Origin of the sequence: Methylocaldum marinum (assembly GCF_003584645.1) — a bacterium.
GTDB classification, from domain to species: Bacteria; Pseudomonadota; Gammaproteobacteria; order Methylococcales; family Methylococcaceae; genus Methylocaldum; species Methylocaldum marinum.
In genome coordinates this window covers 5,234,545-5,260,584 of the sequence record NZ_AP017928.1, presented here as the reverse complement: position 1 = coordinate 5,260,584, position 26,040 = coordinate 5,234,545, and the positions used below count along the sequence as shown (strand labels likewise).

Genomic DNA, 26,040 nt, shown 5'->3' with positions numbered 1-26,040 from the left:
ATGCGCTTCAAACTGATCATCGTCTTCGTCGAAGACGAGAAAACCGATCTCATCCTGAAAACTGCCCGTGCACATGGCGCGACCGGCGCCACCATCATCGCCAATGCCCGCGGCGAAGGACTCAAGCGAGAGAAAACATTTTTCGGGATGAGCCTGGAAAGCCAAAGAGACGTGCTGCTGTTCCTGGTCGAGGAGCATCTGACTCGACATATCCTGGAAGCCATCGCGCGAGCGGGCGAATTCGACGAAAGGCCCGGCACTGGAATCGCACTTCAAGTCGATGTGGAAGACGCCGTAGGGATCACGCATCAGGTGGAAACCTTAACCCGCATCGTCGAGGAGGAGCTCTGATGGATAAGAAACCCATTATCCGGGTCCGGGACGTGATGAAGACCGATTTCGGAACCATCGACGGCATCGCCACCATCAGCGAAGCCTTGAAGAAAATGAAATCGATGCGAACCTCGGTGCTGGTGGTCAACAAGCGGCACGATGACGACGAATACGGCTTGATTACCGCCGGTGATATTGCTCGGCACGTATTGGCGAAAGACCGGGCTCCGGACCGGGTCAACGTCTACGAAATCATGAGCAAGCCGGTGATTTCGGTGCATCCCGACATGGATATCCGCTACTGCTCCCGCCTGTTCGCAAACCACAACCTGGTGCGCGCCCCGGTACTGGATGGCCGCAACGTCGTGGGCATGATCAGCCCCAATACGCTTGTGCTGGACGGGCTATACCAGATCATTTAAGCCGCCTCTCCTTCCATCGACCGCTGACCGGACCGGGCAATGCGATTTTCGACCCACTTCCGAGCCGGACCGAAACATCTTCGATACGCAACCGGAAAGTTATCCACTGTCAAGACTTGACAGGATTGGCGACGAACGGCGCATGCTCACGGTGTTGCCGTAAGTTGCCAATCCGTCGCTCGCCAATAAAACGCGATTCAATAATCAATAACTTACATTTTTTATCAGGCTAGGACAGACTCTGGAGAAAACCTGTACAGGCTAACGTAAAGCCCGAAAACATCAGGCACTGCCGGTTTCATCCCCATATTTATCCACAGGCTTGTCCACTAAAACTGTGGATAGTTATCGGGGGCATGCGTCCGGGCCGGAACAGGCTTCGGCGTTTTCGGCCAGGTACATTTAGAATCCTTTCCCGACGTCACGACCCGACCGAGCACCTTCGTCGGCAAGGGATTGCCGACCTACGACCGTGCCCCTTAGTAGGTCGGGAATCCATTCCCGACGCCACGCCCCGACCATGCGTCTTCGCCGGCAAAGAGATTGCCGACCTCCGAAGACTTGCGTCGATTTACACCGACTGAAGGCGGCAAAGGACTTCCGCCAAGCCAGTTTTGCCATATGAGCGACATGAACACGCCCTATCCCGCCAACATTAATGCCCCACAGACGCTCCAGAGTCCGTCGACACTTTTTTGACCAGGGGCATCAGCAGCAGGGAAGCGAAGAAAATAGCCCCCAGCAGGCGGAACAAATCGTTCGCGGCCATGACCTCGGCTTCTCGCATCACCCACTCGTACAGGTGCTTAAATGCCGCTTTCTCGCTATCGGGCAAGGAGAATCCAGCCATCTGCCCCTGCAACCCGGCGATCAGCGCTTCAGCCTGCCCGGAACCAGCCGTCACGGATTCGCGAAGGGCCGCGTAATGCGCCTTGACATAGCGGATTTGCAAGGAACTGCTGACGGCGATGCCGATGGCTCCCCCCAGGTTCCGCGTCAGATTGAAAAGGCCGCTGGCGTTCTTGACCTCGTCCGTCGGCAAGGTGCCGAGAGCCAGACCGCTGATTGCCAGGAAGCAGAACATCAAGGCGAAACCTTCCACGGCTTGAGGCCAGAAGAACTCCCAATAGCCGGCCTCCGCGGTGAGACTGCCGTTCATCCAGGCGCCGGTGCCGTAGAGCGCCAACCCGCCGGCCAGCATCAGGCGGGAATCCAGCATCTTGGACAACGGGCCGGCGACAAAGGCGGATACGAACTGGAACAAACCGGTCACCATGACGTACTCGCCGATCTGTAGACTGTTCAGCCCCTTGACCCCGGCCAGGTACACCGGAATCAGATAGACCATGGTGTACAGTCCGATGCCGAGAATGAAGCTGAACACGCAGCCGATGGCGAAATTGCGGTTGCGGAACGCCCGCAGGTCCACGATCGGATGAGCGAAGGTCAATTCGCGATGGAACATGGCGATGCCGCCCACCGCGGCGAGACCCGCGAAGAATAAGATCTCGCCGCTTTCGAACCAGTCTTTGCGGGCGCCTTCTTCCAGCACGAATTGCAGGCTGCCGAGAAAAACCACGATGTACAAGATGCCGCGGAAATCGATTCGGTTCAGCAAGTCCCATTCCGGGTCGTCGATACGCAGGAAGCGCCAGATCGCAAGACAAACCAGGAATCCCGGCAACAGGTTGATCAGAAACAGCGCTTTCCAGGACGCCGTTTCGGTAAGATAGCCACCCAGCACCGGGCCTGCGGTGGGCGCAACGGTAACCACCAATCCGACCAGAATGGTGATCGGCGGTTGCAGGCGGGGCGGGAACAAGGTGTAGATCACCGCGAAGATCGACGGGATCATGGCTCCGCCGAACAATCCCTGCAGAGCCCGGAACACCACCATCGAGGGCAGATCCCAGGCCAGTGCGCAGCAGAAGCTCATCACGGTGAAGCCGCCACAAGCGAGGACGAACATATAACGCGTCGATAAGGCCCGGCCCAACCACCCCGACAGGGGAATGATCACCACTTCCGCGATGAGATAGGCGGTTTGCACCCAGCCGATTTCGTCCGGCGTCGCCGAGAGCCCCGCCTGGATCTGCGCCAGCGAACTGGCGACGATCTGGATATCGAGGACCGCCATGAATACCCCGAAGATCATGCCGGTAAAGCCGATCCATTCAGCTCGGCCGAGTTCTCTTTCCGGAGTCGGCAGGATCTGGCTGGCGCTTTCCGCCGCGTTGCCGGCGTCCGTCGCGGGACGGATTTTCTCCGCTGAGCTTACCGCCATAAGCGCTAGCGAATCCGGTTCTCGTTCCCGAGCGATGAACTGCGCTTCATCACGTTTGCGGGGAATTGAAAAAGGACAGGCGGCGAACCTCGAAAGGGCACTAGATGAATCATAGCGGTCGCGTCATACTAAACTGTACGGTTTAGTTTAGGATAAGTGGGAACTTTTCTTTCCGCAAACGGTTTGTCCGGCGGCAACTCATGAAATCAATGTCGCGCGGAAGCTGGCTTGTTCTGCCGGAAATCGGCCATAACCCCGGCCACCACCGATGTGTCGCCGATCAACGGCGTCATGCAGGGTGCGTGCTTGGGAAAGACATGGCACCGCTCTCACGCGACGTGCCGCCTCGAAGTCGGGTAGAGGCTTTTAACGGTTCCCTGACCACCTCCACCCCGAGCCGATGAGGCCGTGGCGGTCGCCCGAACCGATTGCGGATAAGACTTGCCGCAGCCCGGCTACGGAGAGATACTTAGTCCGGCGGACTCGGGGGCTTGCCGGTTTTCCCCGAAACGCCTCGATAAAGACAGTCATTCATCTGCTGTCGACCGTTTGTCAAGGATGGAGATCGATGGTTATGAAACAGGGAATTTCGAACCGTTCTTGGATAACGCTCGGATTGTTGGCGATCGTTTTTGCCGGATCCGCAGGCTCAGACACCGTTCCGCTCGCCCGCCCGTTTCCCGATGCGATGCACGATCAACGGACCAGCCCGTTCGTCGAGCCGTTGGGATTACACGACGCGGTGAAATTCTGGCGCCAGGTCTTCGGGAATTGGCGTTTGAATCAGTTCGCACTCCATGACAGCGTTCATTTGGGCGTCGTCTACGACGTCATCAGGCTGCCCGATGTCGATGGCGAGAGTCTGACACCCGAGCATAAAAAGTCCCTGGATTGGCATATACGCTCACTCCAAGATCAACTTCGGGAGTTGGAAAGCCGGGTGCGACTCGGTGTCAGTCTGAATGATCCTCAGCAACGGCTGTTCGATCTCCTGGCCAGTCGAGCCGGGGAAAATGCGGTGTTCGGAGCAAGTCAACGGGTACGCAGTCAGCGCGGCCTGCGCGAGCGTTTTCTGAGAGGCCTCGAAGCGAGTGGTCGATACGACCGGCTATTCCGCCGGATATTCCACGAAGCCGCACTGCCCGGCGACCTCGCCCTGCTTCCCCATATTGAATCGTCTTTCGTCAATCACGCACATTCCTCGGCCGGCGCGGTCGGGATGTGGCAGTTCATGCGTGCGACTGCTCGCCAGTGCCTGCACCTGAGCCGGACCGTCGACGAACGTTACGATCCCGTGTTTGCCGCACGCGGCGCTGCACGCTACCTCGCTCATGCCTATGATGTGCTCGGCGACTGGGGACTGGCCATCACCTCGTACAATCACGGCATAGCCGGAATGGCGCGGGCCAAAGCCCAATTCGGGCCGGACCTTTCGCGGATTGTCCGCTACTACGACGGTTCCACCTTCGGTTTCGCGTCACGGAATTTTTATGCCGAGTTCCTCGCGGTGCGCTCGATCGTCCAAAATTTGTCCGACTATTTTCCGGAGGGCATATTCGTCGAACCGCCGATCAGGCGCGATCTCGGCCGTCTCACCACTCCCCTGACGGTAAGCCGCCTGGCGACGCTCCACCGCCTGGACCGCGACAGGCTGGCCCAACTCAATCCGGCCTGGACGGCAGCCGCAATCAAGGGGCGCAGTCCTCTTCCTGCCGGTATCGACGTCTGGCTTCCTCGCGGCACCTTGTCGCGCGTCTCGGACGCACTCCCCTACGTGCAGCCGGTACTATTGGCCGGCGATGACGCTACGGCCGATGAGCCACTGCAGTACGCCGAGGCCGATCGGAGCATCATGACTGCCGGATTGATCGATACCGACGAAAGGCCGCTGAAAATCGCATCGCGCCTGCTCGTCGCTCCGGCGCCGGTCCCGCAGGAGGACGTTCGAACCAGGTCCAAGCGCGGGAAGGCTGCAGTACGCAAGGTCGGATCCAAACCATCGGCGAAACAGAAACATCGCGTCCATATCGTTCGTCGCGGCGAGTCGGCCTATGTGATTGCGGCGAAATACGGCATTAAGATCCGCAAGCTGCTTACCCTGAACGCAATTACGCAAAAAACCGTGCTTCGCCCGGGCCAGCGATTGCGCATCCCGGCGAAATCGCGCTGAGATTCGAGCGGCTTTCAGATCGAATCTTGCTCACCGAAAAAACAGGGAATTTCCCGGAAATTCACCCATCCAATCTGTCATCCACCTGAAAAATGAATAAATCCGTAAATATTCGTGCGGATTTTTACGACTTTTTTACAACAAAAACAGACTGTTTAATAAGACCATAAATTATCTTAATGTAAGGTCGGAACGCCTGACGGCTAGTGTACTTGCCTTATACACAGTAACTATTTGCCCTCCAGCGATTTAAGCTTATTTGTTGTGCCGTTATTTTCCTTGGCGGAACAGTAAAAAGAAAACAGCGTAAAAAGCGGTAAAAGGTACTGAGCGGAACGGTTTCTGCGGTCGAACGGACTTGATGCGCACGAACACCGAAGCCGTTATGGAATCCGGCAAACTCTTTTCACGGAGGATCTTGTCATGGCTACTGTTTATATCGACGATCAGGAACTGGTACATAGAGTCCAACAAGGAGACCGAAGTGCTTTTGACCGTTTGGTCCGCAAATACCAGGCCAAGCTCTTGCAGCTGATAGGCCGCTATATCAAGGACCCTCACGAATCCTGGGATGTCGCGCAAGAAGCCTTCATCAAGGCCTATCTTGCATTGCCGAGATTTCGCGGAGACAGCGCTTTCTATACCTGGCTCTACCGAATTGCCATCAACACGGCCAAGAATCACCTGGCGATGCGGCTGCGCCGCCCTTCCGAAGACGAACTCGATGTCGAAGAGGCCGAACAGTTCGAATCCGCGGTTCGGCTGAAAGACCAGGAGACTCCGGAAGGTTTGGTGTTGACCGAGGAACTGGCGATTATCATTCAGCAGGCTCTCGACAAACTTCCGGGTGAATTGCGGACTGCCATCCAGCTGAGGGAGTTCGACGGCTTAAGCTACGACGAGATCGCCCAGGTCATGCAGTGCCCGGTCGGAACGGTCCGTTCCCGGATTTTCCGGGCGCGGGAATTCCTCGACCGGCAAATCGAACACTTGCATTGAGTCGTGGGACGAAGCGTCTGGGACGGCGCAATTCCTCACTGCTCCCGGCCTGAACCCATGGACGATTGATCAGCCGGGATCGGGATGAGGAACGACTGCTCGAGCAGATCTCGAGATTCAAGGGAAAAGCTTTGATGACTGGGCTCGAACGTACGCTGGGACGGCGACGGATGGTGCGTTTCCGTGCACGCCGTGATCAGCACCCAGTCATCGTTACTTTCCGAACGTCCTTTTCCAAGCGGCATCCCGGTTACCTTCGCTTGCCCTGATCCTGATTGAATCATCCATGATCCACACTCGACGGCCGAAGACGCTTCGCGTTCTCGGCAATCATCAATGTATATGTCATTGAACCCCACCGACGTTCTTCCGGAAATACGCACAATTGCCTATGCCAATAGGAAACGCTCGATAGAAATCCACCCCTCAACCATTTTGCCGGCGCGCAGGCGTCCATACGTAAACCTGCGGATGTCTCGATCGCGCACATCACGTTTAAATACACGACAGCCGAATGTGACAGCGTGCTTCGAGTCCGGCTGACGTTTGCCGCACAAGATGAAGCGCTTCGGATCCGGACCATGGCTGGTGCGGCAGGAAACAGGACGCAGCGAAAGGAATGGGAATCTCGCAGGAACAGGATGCTCCCGGATAACTGGACCGGAAAAAGTGCTAAGACAAGACATTGGCTGAATATCGGCCGTGAGTCGTTCAAGAGGAGGAGGTCGACCCGGTCCAGTTGTCTCGTTTCTCTCGGTTGCACTCGATCGTGACGGGCTTTCGGCAGAATTCAGATCCCTCGTTCCACCGGGCTGAATAAGACCCGTCCCGATTCCAATCCGACCGCTATTGTTCGTCAGACCGGCACGCCTGGTTCGCCCCGCCCCGGCGGCAAAGCCTTCACCCCTTTTGGCGACCCGCTGTACACTAGCCTCCTGTGGACCCGAAACCTGATGTCAAGATGAGGGAAGGAAAGGCGTGGACGTTAAGCAATTGCTGGGGAACGGATATTCGGTTGCGCTAGGGGCAACCGTCTGTGTCGCCGCATTAATCTTTGCACTCAGCTCCTTGCTCGATCCGCCGCCGCTGTCTGTCTTTTTGGTCGCCGTGATGTTCGCGGCATGGCACGGAGGAATGGGGGCAGGCTTCGCGGCCACCGGGTTGAGTGTGGCGGCGAGCATTTCTCTCCTGGCGTTTTTAAGCGACGCCATGACCGTTTCGAACTCCGCGCAATCCTTGCGCCTGGCACTCCTTTTCACCATAGGCGCGGTATTGAGCTGCGGTATCTCGCGCCTCCGCAAATCCGAACAACGCGCGTTCAAAGCCGTCCTCGAGCAACAGTTCCTGCTCGATCAGGCTCTTGCCGAGCGCCGGCCGCTGGAAGCCGCCCTGCACGAACGCGATCACCTCCTCGAACTGTCGCAAAAGATCGTGCAGGTCGCGAGCTTCGAAGCCGACCTCGCGCAAAACGGCCGTCACCGCGTATCGTCCCAGTGGTATCGCATTTACGGCGTGACGCCCGAGACCTTCCAACACTCGTGCAATGCCTGGCTCAACATGGTGCATCCGGACGACCGGGACACCGTAAAGTCCGAAGTGGAAGCGGTGGTCGCCGGCCAGATTCCCGAATTCAGCAGCGAATTTCGCATAGTCCGCCAGAGCGATCTTACCGTCCGCTGGATCGAACTGCGGGCCTCGATCCGTTACGATACCGAAGGGCGGCCGGTCCATATGTCCGGAAGCAACATCGACATCACCGAGCGCAAGCAGGCCGAACAAACGATGGCCGCAAGCGAGCAGCGGTTCAAGCTGTTGGCCGAAACCTCCGCACGGCTATTGGCCGCCGACGAACCTCGTTCCATTATCGAAGATCTTTGCCGCGCGGTGATGCGCCATCTCGGCTGCGACTGCTTCTTCAACTTTCTGCTGGACGACGCCGGGGGAACGTTTCGCCTGAATGCATGGGCCGGCTTTTCGGCCGAGGAGATTCGGGATCTGGAATGCCTGGATTGCAGCCGAACCTGTCGGGGTTTCGGCATCGGCGGCAGGGAAAGCACCGACGATACTGTTCCGCCCGCACCGAGGCCCTGTATAACCAGAGCCCGATCCTACGGACTTCGAGCCTGCGTTTGCCATCCTTTGCTCGTGCAAGGGCGCGTCATCGGAACGCTGTTGTTCGGCACTAAGACCCGCACCGCATTCACGGCCGAAGAAGTGGATCTGATGAAATCCGTTGCGGATCAGGTGGCGATAGCCATGCAGCGAATTTTCGACCAGCGTTCGCTAAAGGCGAGCGAAGCGCGTTTCCGCACGATTCTGCAGGCCGTCCCCAGCCTGACTATGGAGAGCGACCCGGACGGCAATAATACCTTTGTAAGCGAGCGATGGTGCGCCTATACCGGGCTCTCCCCCGAGCAGAGCGCGGGGAAAGGTTGGCTGTCGGCGCTGCATTCCGACGATGTCCCGAAGGTTATGTCCCGGTGGAGCAAAGCGACATGTACCGGCGCATCGTTCGAAAGCCAGCACCGTCTGAGGTCGGCTGACGGATCTTTCCGGTGGTTTATCGCCCGCGCACTCCCGGATCGTAATACCGACGGGGAAATCATCCGCTGGACCGGTTCGCTCACGGATGTGGACGATTTGGTACGGACCGAGGAAGCGCTGCGGGCCAGCGAAGCAAGAGCACTCGCGGCCAACGTGCAGATGCGGACGATCATGCAGACGGCGCGGGTCGCTATTTGCGTCGCCCACGATCCCCAGTGCCGGCTGATCACGGGCAACACCCAGGCCCACCAACTGCTGGGTGTGCCGGACGGCGAAAATTTGGCCGCCAAGCCCGAGGTTAACGGTACGACGCCTTACCGCTTTTTCAGCAACGGCAGGGAGATTCCTCATCACGATCTCCCTATGCGCCGAGTCCTGAAAACGGGTGAAATCGTGGAGGATGTGGAACTGGAAATAGTCCGTGCCGATGGTACTCGCCGATTCGTCCTGAGCGCGGCCGCGCCGCTTTATGACAATGCCGGCCGCATACGCGGCGCCACCGTAACCTTTCTGGACATCACCGAGCGCAAGCAGATCGAGATCGAACGCCAGAAGTTCGTCTCCTTTGCCGATCAAAGTACCGAATTCATCGGTATGTGCGATCTCGAGTTCCACCCGTTCTACATCAACGACGCCGGCCTGCGCCTGGTCGGCTTGGATAGCCTCGCGCAGGCGCGTCGGATGCCGCTGAAAAGTTTTACCTTTCCCGAAGACCAGAAATTCCTCTTTGAGGAATTCTTCACCCGGGTACAGCGCGAAGGCCGGACCGAACTTGAAATCCGATTCCGGCATTTCAAAACCGGCGCGGCGATCTGGATGATGTGCAACGTGTTCCATATCCGCGATGCAAACGGCGAACCGGCAGGATTTGCGACCGTGGGTCGCGACATTACCGAGCGCAAACAGGCCCAGCAGGCTCTGGCGGCAGCGAACGACCGCCTGGCGGCCGACCTGGACGCCATGACCCGGCTGCAAGCGATCGGTGCGTTATTCGTTCGCGAGGACGGGCTGCCTGCCGTACTCGATCAAATCGTGCAAACGGCCATAGCCATAGCCGGAGCAGAACGCGGCCATGTTCAACTGGTCGACGCTTCCTCCGGCCAACTCCGAATTGTTGCGCAGCGGGGTTTCGAGCCTGATTTCGTCGATTTCTGGCATAACGCCCTGGTCGGTCCGGGGCCTTGGGATGCTGCGATGGCGTGGGGAAAGAGAGTGATCGTCGAGGACGTCACCTCGAGCCTCATTTTCAAAGACCCGCCGGAACTCCAGGCCATGCTGAAAGCGGGTGCACGCGCGGTTCAATCCACGCCGCTGCTCAGCCGCAGCGGCCGCCCTCTGGGCGTGATATCCACCCATTACGGAACGCCGCATCGTCCGAACGAACGCGCGTTGCGGCTACTCGACCTTTTGGTCCGCCAAACCGCGGACATCATCGAACGAGCGCAAGCGGAAGCAGCTCTCAAAGAGGCCGATCTCCGCAAGAACGAATTTATCGCCATGCTGGGACATGAGCTCAGAAACCCGCTGGCCCCGATCCGCAACGCGGTTCATTTGATTCGCAAGTTCGACACGCCGAATCCGAGGATGCAGTGGGCGCAGGAAGTCATCAACCGGCAAGTGGACCACCTGACCCGGCTAGTGGACGATCTCCTCGACGTCTCCCGGATCGTCCAGGGCAAATTCAAACTCCAGAGAACGCCGGTCGATCTCACCGCACTTCTAAGCCAGACCATAGAGGCCGCTCAACCGCAGTTCGAAGCGCGCCGTCATCTGTTTACCGTGAGTCTGCCGAAATATCCGCTGCGTTTCGAGGCCGATCCGGTACGCTTGACGCAGATGATTTCGAATTTGCTGGACAATGCCAACAAGTATACGCCGGACGGGGGCCGAATCTGGCTCAATGTAGATCACGCGGATAACGAGGTCGCCATTTCGGTGCGTGATAACGGCGAAGGTATTCCAGGCACCCTGCTGCCGCACCTGTTCGACGTATTCACTCAGTCCGAACGAACGCTGGATCGTGCCCAGGGCGGGCTCGGCCTTGGATTGACCATCGTCCAGAAAATCGCGGCATTGCACGGGGGGCGCGTTGAGGTAAGCAGCGCGGGCCCCGGCCGGGGCAGCGAATTCATCGTGCGTCTGCCGCTCGGCCGATGCAAGGGGGAGATGAAAACGGCCCCGGCGCGAAACGCTCAAACCGCTTGATCGCCGGCCGCCGCGAAACGGGATCGGCCGGGGCGGCGCCGTGCGAAAGAACATAAGGCGCACGCCGGAGCCGCTCCGGCCCTAAACGTCGAAAACCAATATCACGTTATTGGTCACGACCCAGCTGTAAAAAGCGACGGCAGAGGTCAAGGTCGCCTTGATCCAGCGGCTTTTCATTTTATGCCGGTCGAGGAACAAGAATGCGATGAATGTAAGGCCGACCGCCTTGATCAGAAAGATGGAGTAGCCGAGCCCGATCAGCTCCGCGCAAAGATTGAGAATCGGATTCACTTCTTCCACGCTGGTGAAGCTAAGCCCGAGGTAAGTCACGATTCCGTCTGCGACTTGCAATAGCCCGAACAAGATGATCAATATGGCATACATACTACGGCTCCAAAGTTAAGACACGGGGCGCTGATCCTCGGTATTGCCGCACACGAAAAGATATCTTGCCGGCATGGAAAAATGACAGGCGTTATACCTTCGACTCTATCGATTCCGGTTAATGCAGTCGCATTCCGCAAGCAGGAATGAAGTGATGGCGGGGAAACGCATCAAGAATCACGGGGCTGCGTCCCGACAATACAAGCCCGCATTTTCCGTCCTGCTTCGCTGCTGCTCATTCCGTGCGATACCTTCGCCATGACGAACGCGAGAAATACGGGTTAGACCAAAGCATAGCAGAAGAATATCACCACATGCTAATGAAAAATCGCCTGCGTCATGTCGACCATTCGCCGCTCGCGGCCCTCTTCGGCTCAGCCCCCTGCCCGCTTGACGGTCCAACCCTGCCCGGACAGGTCTTCCATGATCCGTTCTCGATGATCGCCCTGAATCTCGATCGTCCCGTCCTTCACGGTACCGCCGGAACCGCAACGCTGCTTGATCTGCCTGCAAAGTCTTTCAAGATCCGCGCCATCCAATGGCAAACCGGAAATCACCGTCACGCCCTTACCCTTGCGCCCCTTGGTTTCCAGGCGCACACGCACCTTCCCGTCGGATTTCGAAGCCGATTGGACTTGCCTGCAAATGCATTCGGCAACGGGTTTACGACAGGCCGGACACATTCGTCCAAATTCGGTGCAATAAACGAGACCACCGTTTGCCGGCTGTTTTCTTGATGTCATGGTTTTCACTCGATTTCGATAATGAATCAGACTTGCAGATACTTTACCGGCATTCCGGACCCATCGAGCGAACCTCGGGACCGAACCGCTCTTACCGAAACAGCCCGTGTACTCCCCCAATCATGCGCTTCCCAAACGGTTTTGGGCGAGCGGATCAGCCGCCGATCTGGTCTAATGAGGGCAAAGGCGACCGGTCGCCCGGCGCCTCGCTGCAAGCTCGATTTAAAGGAAAATCCGCTATGGACAAGATCGGATTCGCTTCGCCTCCGAAGCCCCGCACGCCGGCGCAATCGAACGATGCGTCGGAGACCATCGACCGCCTGCGCATCCTATCGCCGCGGCGAAAGTCGACGACCGCCCGCTCGCTCGACGAATTGGTGGGCGAACAGCTCGCCCATTTCGGGATCGATCCCGCGACCGCTTTCGGCCAGGCTCTGGCACGCGTATCCCGCCGACTGTACGAAAGCTACGCCGATATTGATAGGCTTTGGGTCGAAACCGCGGAGACCATCCAAGGCCTGGACCGTTCCGACCGAATCGCCTATTTCAACGCGAAAAAGTTCCTGTCGTTTCAACTGGCGAAGTTGCTCGATAACGTGCAGCACCCGAACCGGCGCTGCTACCAAAGCCTGAATTACAGCACCGCGACGATCGCCAGCAAAGGACCGTACAGCGTTTTCGACAACGTCACCGCGATCTTTTCCGCCAATCCGGTGATTACCCGCACCGCTACCTATATCTACGCATGCGCCGAATGGATAGAAGACGCTTTCCGCGGCAAGGAGCAACTGCTGGAGATCTACTCGCGGCTGCTCAATCCGACCTCGGTCGCATTGGCCAATCACATCGTCGATCTCGAAGCCGGCCTTCACGCCGACGAATACTTCGCCTGGAACTTCAACAGCGGAATGGCCGCCATCGACGGGGTGCTGTCGCACCTCCTGGGACGCGACGATATCCTGATCACCAGCCGTAACCTGTACGGCGGTACTCATCAGCTCATCCACCACTGGTTCGCGAAATCCGCAAACCTGGAGATTGCCGTCGAAGCGTTCGACGGCTACACCGTAGCCGATTTCCTGCAGGCTTGGGAGCGGGCTACCGTCGAACATGCCGACCGGATGTCGGCCGGCCGGCGCGCCTACGTCTACCTCGAATCGCCTTGCAACCCGCATGGCTATGTCTTGGACGTTCCGGCCATCTGCAGCGAAGCTCACCGGCTCGGACTGCGCGTCATACTCGACGCCACCGTCGGGACGCCTTTTCTTTACGCTCCGCTGCAGCGGAAAGATCCCAGCGAGCGGCCGGATTTCGTCATTCACAGCTATACCAAAGATCTTTCCGGCAATGGCTCGGTCATCGCCGGCGTCGTCATCGGCCGCAACGAGGACATGTTCGTTCCCAAGGGAGAATCAATGCGCGGCGTCCAGTGGAACGAGACCCTGTTTTGGAACGTATACTACGTCAAGGGTGCGTTTCTCAACGCCGACGCCGCTTTCGACGTGCTCCAGGGACTCCGCACGCTGGACGTGCGCATGCTCAAGAAATGCATCAATACGCAGATACTCGCGCGGTTCCTGGCCGCCCATCCGAATATCAGCGTCCATTGCAACGCGCTGCCCGGCGATCCCAACCGCGAGATCATGAAGAAAACCCTGGCACTGGGATTGCCCGCACCGCTGTTCACTCTGGACATGGGCGATTTGCCGCGGGAGGCGTTCCAGCGCTTCTTCGACAATCTTTCACCGACTTTCGGCCATATGATCAGCCTCGGCCAGAGCAATACGATCGTGGCCTGCCCCGCCTTGACCACCCACTCGGAGCTGGATGAAATCGCCCTGCGCGAAGCCGGCATCTCGCCGACCACCATACGCATTGCCGTCGGCGACGAGGATCCGCTCGACCTGATCCTGCACCTGGTCGGCGCCGCCCGCCTGGCCATCGATCCGGTCGTACCTGATTTCTCCCGCGGCTTCGGACCTCTTTCGGCAGCGCGGGACTTGGTGCGAACCATCTATCTGGAATCGCACCGAAGATACGTCGAGACGAAAATCGCCGAAAGCTCCGATTGACCTATAATCCCAAGGGATTCACCATTCGACGTGAGGGCCCAAATCACATGAAAAAGCGGCTGGGTATGATGTGCTTGGTTTCCGGACTGACGGGATGCGCCCACTCGCTGTCGGAGCCGACCGCGCGGTCGATTTATTTACCCAGCGGCGATCCGGCGTATCAGATCACCTGCGAAGAACGGGGCCTCGCGAGAGACGGTTGCTACCGGAAGGCCGGCGAAATCTGCGGGACGCGTGGATATGACGAGATCGCCCTGAGCGACGAGCGGCAGATGAATGAAATTTTCGATATGGTCACCGGAGCGATTCGACAGGGAAAAACCGCGCCGGTCATCGAGAAAACCATCGTGATCCGGTGCAAACGCCCATCGCTCGGAAATCGCTTGTAGCGAATCCGGCGATCGGCTTCGTGAGAGCGGGCTTTAAGCGCATTTTCATCTCGCTCGTACGGCAAAGTATTGCCGACCGCTGCACGCTCGTTCCCCCTATCGATTCGCCCCTTGATCCCCGCCGCGTTGTCGAAGCAGCCGGCGCGACGCCGGTTCCTCCGGCTTGGCGTGGATCACTCGTTCAACCTGCGGCGGTGGACTTTGATCGGCTTTCTTTGCATAGGCCAGGGACTCCTGCCGGCTGCGGACGAGATAACCCGCGACCGCGCCGCCGGCGGCGGCGAAGGTCAGCAAACCCACCGTGACCAGTTCGATGGCCAGGAGGACGGCTCCGATACTCATAAGAGCGAACAGCCCCAGGCCCAGCTTGATATTGGCCCTGCGATGGGCACGGCTGACTTCGCGGATCAGCCGTTGGTGGGTTTCCTCCAGCGTCGCCCGCTTGTCGGTTTCGGCGGCGATCAGGAGATTCTCCCGCTCTCGCGCAAAACTATTTTGAGCCTCGGCCAAAGCGTCTTTCTTCAAGTGATTGGCAATGGACCCGAACCAGACGGCGATCAGCAGCGTGATGATGAACGCGAGAACGCCCAGCGGAACCCAGTCCGCCTCGCCGGAACCGCCCCTCGCCGCCATCACCACCCCGACCGTGGCCGCCTCCACGACGAGGATTCCGGGCAAAAATCTGAACATGGACATCGCGATGACACCTTGGGAGTTGAATCGGCTCAAGCCTTGGCTTGGAGTCCGGTACCAGTAAAAGCGTTCCTCGATCGAGCTCCGGCAAAACCATCCCGACGCCGTCGCCCTGATAAGTAGGCAAATCGTGGCTGAATTTGCCGACGAGGTCCAGCCGTCAGTAATTGTCCTTATTGCCAGGGAACCCAAGAAGGAGAATCCTTTACATTCGCCATCGAAGCTGTCCCATTAGAACAACAGAGGCCTAACAATGGCGCCCCCCAGAGTCTTGGCCATGGTCTTGGCCGGCGGCGCGGGCAACCGCCTTCTCCCCCTCACCGCGGAACGGTCCAAACCGGCGGTTCCATTCGGCGGACGGTATCGTATCGTGGATTTCGTGCTGAGCAATCTGGTCAACTCCGAAATCCATTCGATCTACCTATTAGTCCAATACAAGTCCCAATCCTTGATCGAGCACGTGCGCAGGGCCTGGTCGATATCCCATCTGATTGCGGGCCATTTCGTCACCGTCGTGCCTCCCCAGATGCGCGATGGCCCGGACTGGTTCCAAAGCACCGCCGACGCGGTCCACCAGAATCTGGGACTGATCGATCACCACTCTCCCGACGTAGTGGCGGTTTTCGGCTCAGATCACGTATATCGCATGGACATCAATCAAATGGTTCGGTTTCATCTGGAACGAAATGCCGATGTCACCGTGGCCGCCCTACCCATGCCGCTGGAGCAATGCTCGGCTTTCGGCATCATCCGCCCCGGCCCGGACGGCCGCGTGGCGGAATTCCGGGAAAAACCGGCCAGGCCCGAACCCATGCCCGGCGATCCAGGTCGAGCGCTGGCATCCATGGGCAATTACATCTTCAGCACGGACGTTCTGATCGACACGCTTGAAGCCATGCGGCCGTGCAGCGAGCAGGATTTCGGGCGGGATGTCCTGCCGCGTCTGCTCCGTACGCACCGGGTTTACGTCTACGATCTCGCCCTGAATCGCGTCCCCGGCATCAAACCCTACGAAGACCAGCCCTATTGGCGCGACGTCGGCACGATCGACGCGTATTTCGCGGCCCACATGGACATGCTGGGCGAGGAACCGCGCTTTGAAATTTTCAATCCGAACTGGCCGATCTATTCCGACAATTATCTGGGACCGGATACCCGGATCATCGACGGCGAAGTCCGCGACAGCGTTCTCGGTGCCGGCTCCATGATTCGAGGCGCGAGAATCAACCGCTCGGTGATCCGGCGCGAAGTGGTCATCGAACCGGACGCGGACATCGACGAGTGCATCATCATGGATTACACCGTCATCGGCCGTGGCGCGAAGCTGCGCCGGACCATCGTCGATCGCTACAATAACATTCCTCCCGGCTCCGCCATCGGCGAGGAACGACATCCCGGCAGAAACCAGGCAGCGGCATCCCCGCCGCCTATCACCATCGTACCGAAAGGCAAGCGGGGATCGGGTTTGGTCTATTGATCGGCTTGCCCTTTAACCCGACTCGTGAACGCGGGCAGGATTCATCCGGGCGTGCCCCGCCCTGGCGGCGGACGCAACCCGCCCAGGATATTTACGTACCCGATTTATAATCGGATTTTTCTAAAGAAGACGGTCCGGGATACGAAACCTGCCGCTCGCCGCTACCGGCATGGACCGAGCCGACAATGAACGGCCGCGATCCCCGCAGGCGCGGCAGACGGATACCGAACTCGCTGCCTTGCCCCCGCCCCTCGCTTAAAACCCAGATCTCGCCGCCATGCATCGCCACCAGGCGTTTGACCAGGCACAGGCCGATACCCAAGCCTCCTTCCGCACGGTCCAGGGTGCGGTCCACCTGATAGAACAGATCGAACAGACTGGATGCCTGCACGGGATCGATACCGCGCCCGGTATCGCGGACCCGAATCACGACATCGCTGTCGGATGATTCAAGGCTCAGACTGATCTGCCCGCCCTCGTCGGTGTACTTGGCGGCATTATTGAGCAAGTTCGACACCGCCTGCGCCAGGCGAACCAGGTCGCCCTCGACGTGCACCGGCTGCGGCGGGAGATGTATGGCGAATTGATGCCGGCGGGCATCGATCAGCGGCCGGCTGGTTTCTACCGCCCGCTGCACGATCTCCGCCAGCTCAAGGGGCTCTCTCTTGAGCTCGATTTTGCCCCGGCTGATACGGGAGACATCCAGGAGATCGTCCACCAGCCTGGTCAAATGTTCAACCTGGCGATCGATCACATCCCGCGTCCACTGGAGTTTGGAATCCATCGTCCCCAATCTCCGCATAATCTGAACGGCGTTGCTGATCGGAGCCAGCGGATTGCGGAGCTCGTGGGCGAGCATGGCCAGGAATTCGTCCTTGCGCCGGTCGGCCTCGCGCAGCCCCTCCTCGGCCTGTTTGCGCTCGGTGACGTCGAGCACGTGCGCCACGAATCCACGCACCCGCCCCGCCGCATCAAGATCCGGGGAGTAGGTGGCGTGACACCAGCGCATACCGCCTTCGGCGTAGGGTACGGAAATCTCGAACGCAACCCGCTCTCCGGCTAAAGCCCGCTCGGCATAAGGGGCGATGACCCGCCATGCGGAATCGCCGAGCACTTCCCGAACATGGCGTCCCCGAACCTGCTCGCTGCCGTGACCGAACCACCGTTCGTAGGCCCCGTTGACGCGACGGTACCGACAATCCGCATCGATGTAGGACATCAGCGCCGGCGCATTGTCCATGGTCACGCGCAGAAGGTCGCGCGCTTCTTCCGCTTCCCGTCGCGCCGCTTCCAGTTCGGCCGTACGTGCGGCCACCCGCTGCTCCAGCGACGCATTGGCTTCCCTCAGCGCCTGCTTGGCCCGGTTCATCTCGGTGATGTCGATGCCGACCTCCATGATCATCGAAGCCCCCTCATTGTCGGGGAAAGGAAAATCATGGATCTGGTAATCCTGTCCGTCCGGTGCGGTCCATTCCCAGTCGACCGGAGCACCGGACTTCAGCACTGTATAGGTCTCGCAGGTCTCGCACGGCGCGCAGCGGCCGAACAGGTATTCGTAGCAGCGCCGATTCCGGGCCTTGCCGTAGCGCTCTTCGAAAAAGCGGTTGGCAAAGACCACCCGGTAGTCCTGCGACAACAAGACCACGGAAACCGGAAGCGCTTGCAAAACATCGTTGAGCCGCTGCCGTTCCGCCTGTGTCGACGCGACGGCTCGGGCCAATTCCGCGGTCCTCAGCGCCACCTGCCGGCGTAATTGCCGGGTCCATAGTCCCAGCAGCGCCAACAGAACGGCAATAACCCCCGTACCCCATGCCACGTACTTGACCGGAAAGGTCGGAGTTTCGTAAATGCCGAGCCATTTTCCGTAAAGCCGGTCATACTCGCCGCTGGCCATGACGATAGCCAGGCCCTGGTCGAGCCGGTCGCGGAGTCGCGTATCGCCCTTGCGCACGGCGAAACAAAACTCGCGCCGGTAATCCTTGAGCGGCGGACCGGCTTCGATGATCGCGGAGAGACCGCTGGCCTCGACCAGCCTGTCGCCCTGCAGCCGCGGTCCCAGCACCGCATCATGCTGTCCGGAGGCCAGCAGGCGGAAACCGTCGGTGAGGCTGTCGACGAAGACCAGTTGATGGGTGAAACCGCGGCTGACGAGAGCATGGTGAGCGGCATCGGAACGCAGGACGATGATGCTTAGGGCGCGCGCCTGGCCGATGGAAGGAACCGGCGAGCGGCCCTTGCGAACGAAGAAACTGTCATAGCCGATGGTATGCGGCCGGGTGAATTCCACCTGACCTTCACGTTCGTCAAGATGCGCCGCCAGGGGCAGCGCGTCGAGTTCGCCGGACTTCAGCCCTTGCCAGATGGAATCCCATGGCCCGGTACGGAAGGTGACGCTAATGTCCATTACCTTGGCTACCGCAGCGAACAGCTCGACGGCAAATCCGGTCGGTTGTCCGGACTCATCAATTTCGGCATAGGGCGGAAAGCCGACCTCGGATCCGACGACCAGCGGACGATCCGACTCCGCTCGAGCCAGCCCCGCCCCGACCAGGCTGAACACGAGCAGCAGCCGCAGGCTCCACGATCCGAGCCTCTCTCGACACCGCTCCGCGCGGCTCCGCTGGAAACCCTTAGCCCGAAGGACTCGGACACGAGCCGCACGGATGGGCCGAATAACTTGTCGTAAGTCTATTCGAAAGGGCGCAGCAATGCACATGATGATTCCTTGCAAAGCGTGAGCAGGCGCAGTGTCGTGTCTCACAAATCGCGGTGCCGGTTGCGCGATGTCAGCGGCCGTGCCACTCCACGATTGCAGATCGTATGTTTGATATATGCCAAACGGCATTCACCATAGAGCGATTGCCTTCCTCTAAGTTCAAAGCTCGTTCGCGATTCGTTCCGCCACGCCTACAAACATACGGCATAGTGTCCGGAGTCCGTGAAACGATATAGGAACCGTCGCCGGAGCACCGGCAGCCATACTGCCTGGAAGACGGCTATACGGCAAGGTTCAATCGCGCTCGGCAAATAATTGAAACAAAAACGAATCGTCCAATACAAAGCGTGTCTAAAGCTTTACCACTTTTCTCCGATCGGCGGACCCGGCCGCCCTGCTTCGCGTCGTGCCGGATCGGTATTTCCGTGCGGGAGCCGCGCGCTACTCCGCACGTGCGTACTCAGGACCGCTCGAACCGCGGCTGTTTTTCACTCACGAACAGGGAAGGATCATCATGACGAACGATTACGGAAAAAAGATGCGTCCGGCACTACTGCTCAACGGAGCCGTCATGGCTGTAACCGCCGTTTTGCAGTCGCCCGCGATATCGGCTAGGACTCTCGGCCTGGTGGCGGATAACAGCGAATCCGCGGTAACGGTGTTCGATGCCGACACCGATTCCGTGCTCGGTTCCGTGCCCATACCGCCGGGTTCCATCGGTGACGTGCTGATAAGCCCGGATCAACGACACGGTTTCGTGACAAATTTCAATGGCGAGGTTTTCGTCATCGACCTGACCGCTTCCCCCCCCCGACTTTCCGACGGCAAGAATCCGATTCCCATCGCCAACAACGGCGAGGATCTTTCGATCAGTCCCGACGGAAAATATCTGGTGATAGCCGACGGCAGCGATCCGCAACCGATCTCGGTCATAGACATCGCCGCGCGAAGCGAGATCCATACCTTTTCCCGGGATTCGGACACCAACTCCGTGGATGTCTGCAGCGACGGTTCGGTGCTGGTCACGTCGTCCGCCGAAGGGACGGTGCGCCGGCTCACGATCGATAGTCGTGGCGCCCTGGAGGACACCGGCGACGTGCTGTCTCTCGACGACGAACCGAACAATGTGTTCTGTGCCCCGGACGCCAAATCCGGCCTTGTCGTCACCACCTTATCCGGAAGCATGACGTCGTTTACGGTGCCTGGACTGGAACGGGTCGACACACGGACCTTGTCCGGGAATTTCGGAATTTCGGGCCTGGTCGACAGCGCCGGAGATCGCGTGTATGTCAGGAGCAGCTACGAAGGCTTCGTGGACGCCTTTTCATATGACGGATCTACCGCTGCCCTGGACGACGCCCCGGCCTTGTCGATCCCGATTTCGGTCACTTTCGGATTCTTCGGAATCGATCAAATGGCGCTGTATCCCGGCAAGGACAAGCTGTACGTCCCGGAATATTTTGCCAATGCCCTGAGCGTTTACGACGCCAAGACCGGCGCCTTGCTGACTTCGATCACCGATCAGCGTATCGTGCAGCCAACCGGCGTAGCGCTCGCCGCGGTCACGGATCCGTGTGCCGGGCCCCCGCCGGAGGGCGCGATCGTGGGCACGGACGGCCCCGATGTTTTGCGCGGAACGCAGGATAACGACGTCATCTTCGGACTCGGCGGCAACGATGTGATAGACGGCGGCGGCGGGGATGATCTGATTTGCGGAGGCCCCGGCAACGATGCGATCAAGGGAGGCCCGGGAGACGACACCATCGGCGGCGGTACCGGCGACGACGTGCTCGCCGGCGACGCCGGCAACGACAAGCTCTCGGGCGACGACGGCGATGAAACGATTTCCGGCGGCGACGGCGACGATATCATCGATGGCGGCGCCGGCCGGGATAGGGCCGACGGCGGTTCGGGCAAGGACATCGTCAACGGCGGCGACCAGGACGATTGGCTGAACGTTGCGGATGGCACGGGCGGCAACGATACCGTCGATGGCGGCGCCCACGTGGACGGCGATCTCTGCTTGTACGATCCGGGCGATACCGTCCTGAACTGCAATCCCTGACACCGCGGCACGTCGGAAAAACGCCGCTTCGGCACCTTCAGGCCGAGGCGGCGTTAATATCGTCCAGCGCCTGCAGCAACCGATCGATCTCCTCGTCGGTGTTGTAGGCCAATAGTCCGATTCGCAACAAGCCTCCTTTCGACTCCACGCCCAATCGCTCGGTGAGTCCCAGCGCGTAGAAGTTGCCGTGCCAGGTGAAAATCCCGCGATCACCCAATTGCTCGGCAACCGCGTAAGGTGTCCGGCCGGCTAGGGTTAGCCCGACGGTCGGGGTGCGCCGGTCGAAGCGAGCACTATCCGTTATGCCGTACAGCGTCACGCCGGGTATCCGCGACAGGCCCTGAATCAATCGTTCGCTCAGGTGGCGCTCGTATCGGCGGCTCGCCTCCATCGCCGCGACCAGGGCTTTGCGGCGGTTCTCCACGGACGCAGAGACGCGCCGGCCCAGTTCCTCCAGATAATCGATCGTCGCTATCAGTCCAGCCAGTCCCTCGTGATTCAAGGTCCCGGTCTCCCAGCGAAAAGGCACTTCGTCCGCGGCAGGCTGCACTTTGTACGGTTGCAGGCGGGCGAGATGTTCGCGCTTGCCGAACAGGACGCCGACGTGCGGACCGAAAAACTTGTAGGCAGAGCACGCCAGAAAATCGCAATCGAGGGCGCGTACGTCGATCGGGCCGTGGGGCGCGTAGTGAACCGCATCGACGAAAACCAGAGCGCCCACCGCATGGGCCAGGCGCACGACCTTGGCGACGTCGTTGATCGTGCCGACGGCATTGCAGGCATATCCGATCGCGACCACACGGGTGCGATCGCTCAACTGCCGTTCCAGATCGCTGATATCGAGCGTGCAATCTTCCACGTGGAAATCGACAACGCGGACCACCGCCCCGACTTCTTCCAGCGCATGCCAGGGAGAAACATTGGCGTAATGATCGAGCCGCGTCACGACGATTTCATCGCCCGGCTTCAAGCTGCGCCCCATGGCTCGGCTGAACGCGAAGGCGAGCGTGGTCATGTTCGCGCCGAAGATCACTTCATCGTGCTCACAGCCCAGAAAATCCGCGACCGCGCCGCGAGCCGAGGCGATCAGCTCGTCGGTCCGCCGACTCGTGGCGAAAGCGCCGTGTGCATTGGCGTTCGACGTTACCAGGTAGCGGCTCATCGCATCGATCACCGATTCGGGCACCTGGGTGCCTCCCGGCCCGTCGAAGAAAACCGGGCGATAGCCGCCCAGGTCCTGGGAGAGTGCCGGAAACTGGGAGCGTATCCAATCGATATCAAAAGACGCCATGGTGGACTCCTCTGTGATACGGCCGGTCGCTTCATCGGACCGGAATCGAGCGCCGAGCGGCTTCCCGTCGATGTGATGAGTCGGCACCGGAGAGGTTAACACAAAGGATGGCGGCGCAGGACGAGAGGCTTGTTTCACTCCGGTTTCGACGAAGCCCGTGACCGGCTTCCCGAAAATGCAACGGCCGACCTCCGGTCGGATTCCCGTTTGCTTGCCCAGTCGCCGCGTTGATGGAACACTTAGCCGATCTTTGGCCCATCAACCAGTCCGACCCTATGACATCCGTTATCTCTGAAAAAAAAGACTCGCTTCGTTCGCGCCTGGCGCAAGAGCCGCAAGCCCTGCAATTCGGAACCAGCGGGCGCCGTGGCCTGCTGGTCCATCTCAGCCAGCTGGAAGTATTCATCAATGCCCTGGCGGAACTCGAGTACCTGCAATCGCTGCCTCTTTCCGAAGGCGGCATCGTGCGCGGCGAGGAGTTCTTTTTCGCTTATGATCTCAGGCCCAGTTCCAGCCGGTTCGTCGACGGGGAACCCCGGCGCGGCGAACTCGCCCAGGCCATCGAATGCGCCATACGCACCGCCGGCATGAGGCCGGTCAATCTAGGCTGTATCCCGACTCCCGCACTGACCTACTATGCCGTGTCGCACGGCAAGGGCAGCATCATGGTTACGGGCAGCCATATCCCGTTTGACCGCAACGGCTACAAGACCAACACCTCGCGCGGGGAACTGCTGAAACAGCACGAGCAGCCCATTAACGAGAAGGTCCGCGATGCGCGGGAAAGCCTTTACAGCCAATCTTTTGCGGATTCCCTGTTCGACGCGCAGGGGCTGTTCAAGGCGGGCCATCTCGAACTCTCGACCGAAAGCGGCGAGGCCGCCACGGCTTATATCAAGCGCTACACGGATTTCTTCGGCAGCCAGCCTCTTCATGGAATGCACCTTCTGGTCTATCAGCATTCCGCCGTCGGACGGGACCTCTTGGTCGAAATACTGCGCAGGCTCGGTGCCGAAGTGATCACCGCCGGCCGCAGCGAAACCTTCGTCCCGATCGATACCGAGAACATCGACGCGGCGCAGCTGGCAGCCGTGCAGGCGCTGTTCGACGACGCCGCGGCAAGTCACGGGCCGATCGATGCCGTGGTCTCCACCGACGGCGATAGCGATCGGCCGCTGATCCTCGGCGTGGATGCCGAAACCTCCGCCCTGCGCTTTTTCGGCGGCGATCTGGTGGGAATGATCACGGCGGAATACCTCGGTGCGGATGCTGCCGTCGTGCCCATCAGTTGCAACGACGGCATTGACCTCGGCAAGCTCAGGCACATCACCGAACCCAAAACGCGCATCGGCTCGCCGTTCGTCATTGCCGGCATGGAAACCGCGCGTGCCCGCGGCAAGCGGGCGGTCTGCGGCTGGGAGGCCAACGGCGGATTTCTCACCGGCTCCGACATTTCGAAAAACGGCAGGATTCTCAAGGCCTTGCCCACGCGCGACGCGGTCCTGCCCATCGTCGCCGTGCTTAGTTCGAGCCGGGAAAAGGGCGTCGGTCTGGCCGAGCTATTTGCGTCGCTTCCCAAACGCTACAGCCGGGCCGCGCTGCTCAAGCAGTTTCCAAGGCCGGTCGGTCTCGAAATCGTCCGGCGGTTCTCGCCTTCGGATCCGGCGATCGGCGAGGTGCGGTTCTCGTCCCAAGGAGCCTCGCTGCTGAACGCCGAGGGCCGGGAAGTTCAAGCCGCGGATGCGGAGATTCAAGCGCTCGAAACGATTCGGCAGAAACTGGCGGGATTCTTCACGGCGGATCTCGGCTTCGGATCCATTACCGGCCTTAACTTCGTCGATGGCGTACGTATCCGCTTCAGCAACGATGACGTCGCCCACCTACGGCCTTCGGGAAATGCCGACGAACTGCGGATTTACGCGGTCTCGAACAGCCAGGCGCGAGCCGACGCCATCGCCGCCATGGCGGTGGCCGAACCCGACGGCATTTTGCGCCGTTTGGAGCAATCGGCCGGGGTTGCTGAAAGGCCTTAGCCTATTTCAAAATTTGTGATGTAGATCACAGAATTTGGAAATTACGCCCCCCCGAAATTTCCGACGTAAATCCTTGGTATACACTTCATTAACGAAGGCTGACAGATGCCCTTGTTCCTGCGGCAAGGCCTACCTAAGGCCAAGCAGCCGCGATTTAGATAAATGCACGTTGACCGGAGTAGTTCATGTCAAATGACTTTGACAAATTAACTCGCTATGCCAAATCGTTTAGTGGACTGACGCCCGAACGAGAAGCCTTGCTTGTCGAAGTGGGTACGCAGATCAAACCGAAACTGGCGGGAATCACCGAAGATTTCTATCAGCAATTGCTGAGCATTCCGGAAGCTTCAGCTTTTCTCGAGGGACGGGTCGAATCATTGAAAAAAACGCATACCCGATGGATGGAAGGATTGTTTACCGGACCTTTCGATAAAAACTATACCGAACAGATGTACAAAGTGGGCGATGTGCACGTCAAAGTCAGACTACCCGTCGAGTTCATGGCCGGGGCGATGACCTTGATCAACAATCGCCTGATCGCGCTCATCGTCGAAACCTATGGAGACGACAACCGACACTGCGCCGAAATACTGGCGGCGGTCAGTGCCGTAACCGGCATGACCCTGTTGGTGATGCAGCAATCGTATCAGGCGGCGAGCCTCGCGGAAGAACTGGAAAAATTCCTCAAGATTTCCGGTATGAGCCGCGCACTGTTTACCAACTTGGCTACCGCTTACAAGGACAAATAGGAGATTTAGATGCGTTCAGAAATGCTCGTTTCCATACTTTCGGAGTTGAACGGCGCTTCCGCCGATATCGAAGCGACCGGCGTCGTTTCGACCGATGGTCTGATGATTGCCGCCGTATTGCCCGCGACCCTGGATGAAGATCGAGTCGGCGCCATGAGTGCCGCAATGCTATCGCTGGGCGATCGCACTGCACAGGAATTGGCCCGCGGGGAATTGGAGCAAGTCCTGATTAAAGGAAAAGCCGGCTATGTGCTGATGACATACGCCGGTAAGGAAGCGGTCTTGACGGTATTGGCCAAGCCTAATGCCAAATTGGGCTTGATTTTCCTGGATGTCAAACGCGCGGCCAGCAATATCGCGCAATTGCTCTAAGGACATGCAGGCTTGAGTACAAAGTGGGCCGACGCGAATCTCTGAGATATCGGATAAGACAAACCCGATAAAGGCACTTCAGAAGCATCCGGCTTCCGA

At 59.3% G+C, this 26,040-nt stretch carries 18 protein-coding genes; 12 read left to right on the top strand and 6 right to left on the bottom strand.

Going from position 1 to position 26,040, the window contains the following annotated elements:
• Entirely contained in the window at positions 1-351 is a 351-nt protein-coding gene (locus sS8_RS23480) for a P-II family nitrogen regulator (RefSeq protein WP_119631897.1), read from the top strand.
• Complete coding sequence (locus sS8_RS23475) at positions 351-755, top strand: CBS domain-containing protein (RefSeq protein WP_119631896.1); 405 nt, start codon at positions 351-353, stop codon at positions 753-755. Before sS8_RS23480 ends, sS8_RS23475 begins: the two co-directional genes overlap by 1 nt.
• Before the next feature lie 655 nt (positions 756-1,410).
• On the opposite strand, the gene sS8_RS23470 is transcribed toward sS8_RS23475, so the two are convergent.
• Positions 1,411-3,039, bottom strand: a complete 1,629-nt coding sequence (locus sS8_RS23470) for a DHA2 family efflux MFS transporter permease subunit (protein WP_119631895.1) — start codon at positions 3,037-3,039, stop codon at positions 1,411-1,413.
• Between the two features lie 574 nt (positions 3,040-3,613).
• On the opposite strand from sS8_RS23470, the gene sS8_RS23465 reads away from it, so the two are divergent.
• The 3 genes from sS8_RS23465 to sS8_RS23450 all read left to right on the top strand — a co-directional run bounded on the left by sS8_RS23465 (position 3,614) and on the right by sS8_RS23450 (position 10,957).
• Entirely contained in the window at positions 3,614-5,209 is a 1,596-nt protein-coding gene (locus sS8_RS23465) for a lytic transglycosylase domain-containing protein (RefSeq protein ID WP_119631894.1), read from the top strand.
• Positions 5,210-5,632: 423 nt separating this feature from the next.
• Positions 5,633-6,208, top strand: a complete 576-nt coding sequence (gene rpoE / locus sS8_RS23460) for an RNA polymerase sigma factor RpoE (RefSeq protein WP_119631893.1) — start codon at positions 5,633-5,635, stop codon at positions 6,206-6,208.
• Between the two features lie 978 nt (positions 6,209-7,186).
• Complete coding sequence (locus sS8_RS23450) at positions 7,187-10,957, top strand: PAS domain S-box protein (RefSeq protein ID WP_119631891.1); 3,771 nt, start codon at positions 7,187-7,189, stop codon at positions 10,955-10,957.
• 81 nt (positions 10,958-11,038) lie between these two features.
• Here the strand turns inward: sS8_RS23450 and sS8_RS23445 are convergent, their stop codons facing one another.
• Both sS8_RS23445 and sS8_RS23440 read right to left on the bottom strand, forming a co-directional pair.
• On the bottom strand, positions 11,039-11,341 hold the full coding sequence (locus tag sS8_RS23445; protein WP_119631890.1) for a DUF5658 family protein: 303 nt from the start codon (positions 11,339-11,341) through the stop codon (positions 11,039-11,041).
• A gap of 374 nt (positions 11,342-11,715) precedes the next feature.
• A complete protein-coding gene (locus tag sS8_RS23440) occupies positions 11,716-12,084 on the bottom strand; it encodes a translation initiation factor Sui1 (protein WP_119631889.1) in 369 nt (122 codons plus the stop codon).
• A gap of 239 nt (positions 12,085-12,323) precedes the next feature.
• On the opposite strand from sS8_RS23440, the gene sS8_RS23435 reads away from it, so the two are divergent.
• Entirely contained in the window at positions 12,324-14,156 is a 1,833-nt protein-coding gene (locus sS8_RS23435; RefSeq protein WP_119631888.1) for a trans-sulfuration enzyme family protein, read from the top strand.
• A gap of 47 nt (positions 14,157-14,203) precedes the next feature.
• Positions 14,204-14,545, top strand: a complete 342-nt coding sequence (locus tag sS8_RS23430; RefSeq protein WP_119631887.1) for a hypothetical protein — start codon at positions 14,204-14,206, stop codon at positions 14,543-14,545.
• 96 nt (positions 14,546-14,641) lie between these two features.
• Here the strand turns inward: sS8_RS23430 and sS8_RS23425 are convergent, their stop codons facing one another.
• Entirely contained in the window at positions 14,642-15,241 is a 600-nt protein-coding gene (locus tag sS8_RS23425; protein ID WP_119631886.1) for a hypothetical protein, read from the bottom strand.
• Between the two features lie 250 nt (positions 15,242-15,491).
• Here sS8_RS23425 and glgC point away from each other — a divergent pair, with 250 nt between their 5' ends.
• Positions 15,492-16,715 (top strand): glucose-1-phosphate adenylyltransferase, encoded by a 1,224-nt coding sequence (glgC, locus tag sS8_RS23420; RefSeq protein ID WP_119631885.1) that lies wholly within the window; start codon positions 15,492-15,494, stop codon positions 16,713-16,715.
• Positions 16,716-16,806: 91 nt separating this feature from the next.
• On the opposite strand, the gene sS8_RS23415 is transcribed toward glgC, so the two are convergent.
• On the bottom strand, positions 16,807-19,275 hold the full coding sequence (locus tag sS8_RS23415; RefSeq protein WP_232020405.1) for a transporter substrate-binding domain-containing protein: 2,469 nt from the start codon (positions 19,273-19,275) through the stop codon (positions 16,807-16,809).
• 670 nt (positions 19,276-19,945) lie between these two features.
• On the opposite strand from sS8_RS23415, the gene sS8_RS23410 reads away from it, so the two are divergent.
• Entirely contained in the window at positions 19,946-21,496 is a 1,551-nt protein-coding gene (locus sS8_RS23410) for a YncE family protein (protein WP_145986659.1), read from the top strand.
• A 37-nt stretch (positions 21,497-21,533) separates the two neighbouring features.
• On the opposite strand, the gene sS8_RS23405 is transcribed toward sS8_RS23410, so the two are convergent.
• On the bottom strand, positions 21,534-22,787 hold the full coding sequence (locus tag sS8_RS23405; RefSeq protein WP_119632978.1) for a cysteine desulfurase-like protein: 1,254 nt from the start codon (positions 22,785-22,787) through the stop codon (positions 21,534-21,536).
• A 275-nt stretch (positions 22,788-23,062) separates the two neighbouring features.
• On the opposite strand from sS8_RS23405, the gene sS8_RS23400 reads away from it, so the two are divergent.
• From sS8_RS23400 to sS8_RS23390, 3 genes are all read left to right on the top strand, one after another.
• Complete coding sequence (locus sS8_RS23400) at positions 23,063-24,820, top strand: phosphohexomutase domain-containing protein (protein WP_170161227.1); 1,758 nt, start codon at positions 23,063-23,065, stop codon at positions 24,818-24,820.
• Between the two features lie 185 nt (positions 24,821-25,005).
• Entirely contained in the window at positions 25,006-25,569 is a 564-nt protein-coding gene (locus sS8_RS23395) for a protoglobin domain-containing protein (RefSeq protein WP_119631882.1), read from the top strand.
• 9 nt (positions 25,570-25,578) lie between these two features.
• Positions 25,579-25,941, top strand: a complete 363-nt coding sequence (locus sS8_RS23390) for a roadblock/LC7 domain-containing protein (protein ID WP_119631881.1) — start codon at positions 25,579-25,581, stop codon at positions 25,939-25,941.
• The last annotated feature ends 99 nt before the right edge of the window (positions 25,942-26,040 follow it).

What these genes read in the sequence shown, in the direction of transcription:
- sS8_RS23425 (WP_119631886.1), bottom strand. Translation starts at nt 15,241, where the DNA reads ATGTCCATGTTCAGATTTTTGCCCGGAATCCTCGTCGTGGAGGCGGCC.
- sS8_RS23475 (WP_119631896.1), top strand. Translation starts at nt 351, where the DNA reads ATGGATAAGAAACCCATTATCCGGGTCCGGGACGTGATGAAGACCGAT.
- rpoE (WP_119631893.1), top strand. Translation starts at nt 5,633, where the DNA reads ATGGCTACTGTTTATATCGACGATCAGGAACTGGTACATAGAGTCCAA.
- sS8_RS23465 (WP_119631894.1), top strand. Translation starts at nt 3,614, where the DNA reads ATGAAACAGGGAATTTCGAACCGTTCTTGGATAACGCTCGGATTGTTG.
- sS8_RS23390 (WP_119631881.1), top strand. Translation starts at nt 25,579, where the DNA reads ATGCGTTCAGAAATGCTCGTTTCCATACTTTCGGAGTTGAACGGCGCT.
- sS8_RS23440 (WP_119631889.1), bottom strand. Translation starts at nt 12,084, where the DNA reads ATGACATCAAGAAAACAGCCGGCAAACGGTGGTCTCGTTTATTGCACC.
- sS8_RS23405 (WP_119632978.1), bottom strand. Translation starts at nt 22,787, where the DNA reads ATGGCGTCTTTTGATATCGATTGGATACGCTCCCAGTTTCCGGCACTC.
- sS8_RS23410 (WP_145986659.1), top strand. Translation starts at nt 19,946, where the DNA reads ATGACGAACGATTACGGAAAAAAGATGCGTCCGGCACTACTGCTCAAC.
- sS8_RS23395 (WP_119631882.1), top strand. Translation starts at nt 25,006, where the DNA reads ATGTCAAATGACTTTGACAAATTAACTCGCTATGCCAAATCGTTTAGT.
- glgC (WP_119631885.1), top strand. Translation starts at nt 15,492, where the DNA reads ATGGCGCCCCCCAGAGTCTTGGCCATGGTCTTGGCCGGCGGCGCGGGC.
- sS8_RS23435 (WP_119631888.1), top strand. Translation starts at nt 12,324, where the DNA reads ATGGACAAGATCGGATTCGCTTCGCCTCCGAAGCCCCGCACGCCGGCG.
- sS8_RS23470 (WP_119631895.1), bottom strand. Translation starts at nt 3,039, where the DNA reads ATGGCGGTAAGCTCAGCGGAGAAAATCCGTCCCGCGACGGACGCCGGC.
- sS8_RS23480 (WP_119631897.1), top strand. Translation starts at nt 1, where the DNA reads ATGCGCTTCAAACTGATCATCGTCTTCGTCGAAGACGAGAAAACCGAT.
- sS8_RS23445 (WP_119631890.1), bottom strand. Translation starts at nt 11,341, where the DNA reads ATGTATGCCATATTGATCATCTTGTTCGGGCTATTGCAAGTCGCAGAC.
- sS8_RS23430 (WP_119631887.1), top strand. Translation starts at nt 14,204, where the DNA reads ATGAAAAAGCGGCTGGGTATGATGTGCTTGGTTTCCGGACTGACGGGA.
- sS8_RS23400 (WP_170161227.1), top strand. Translation starts at nt 23,063, where the DNA reads ATGACATCCGTTATCTCTGAAAAAAAAGACTCGCTTCGTTCGCGCCTG.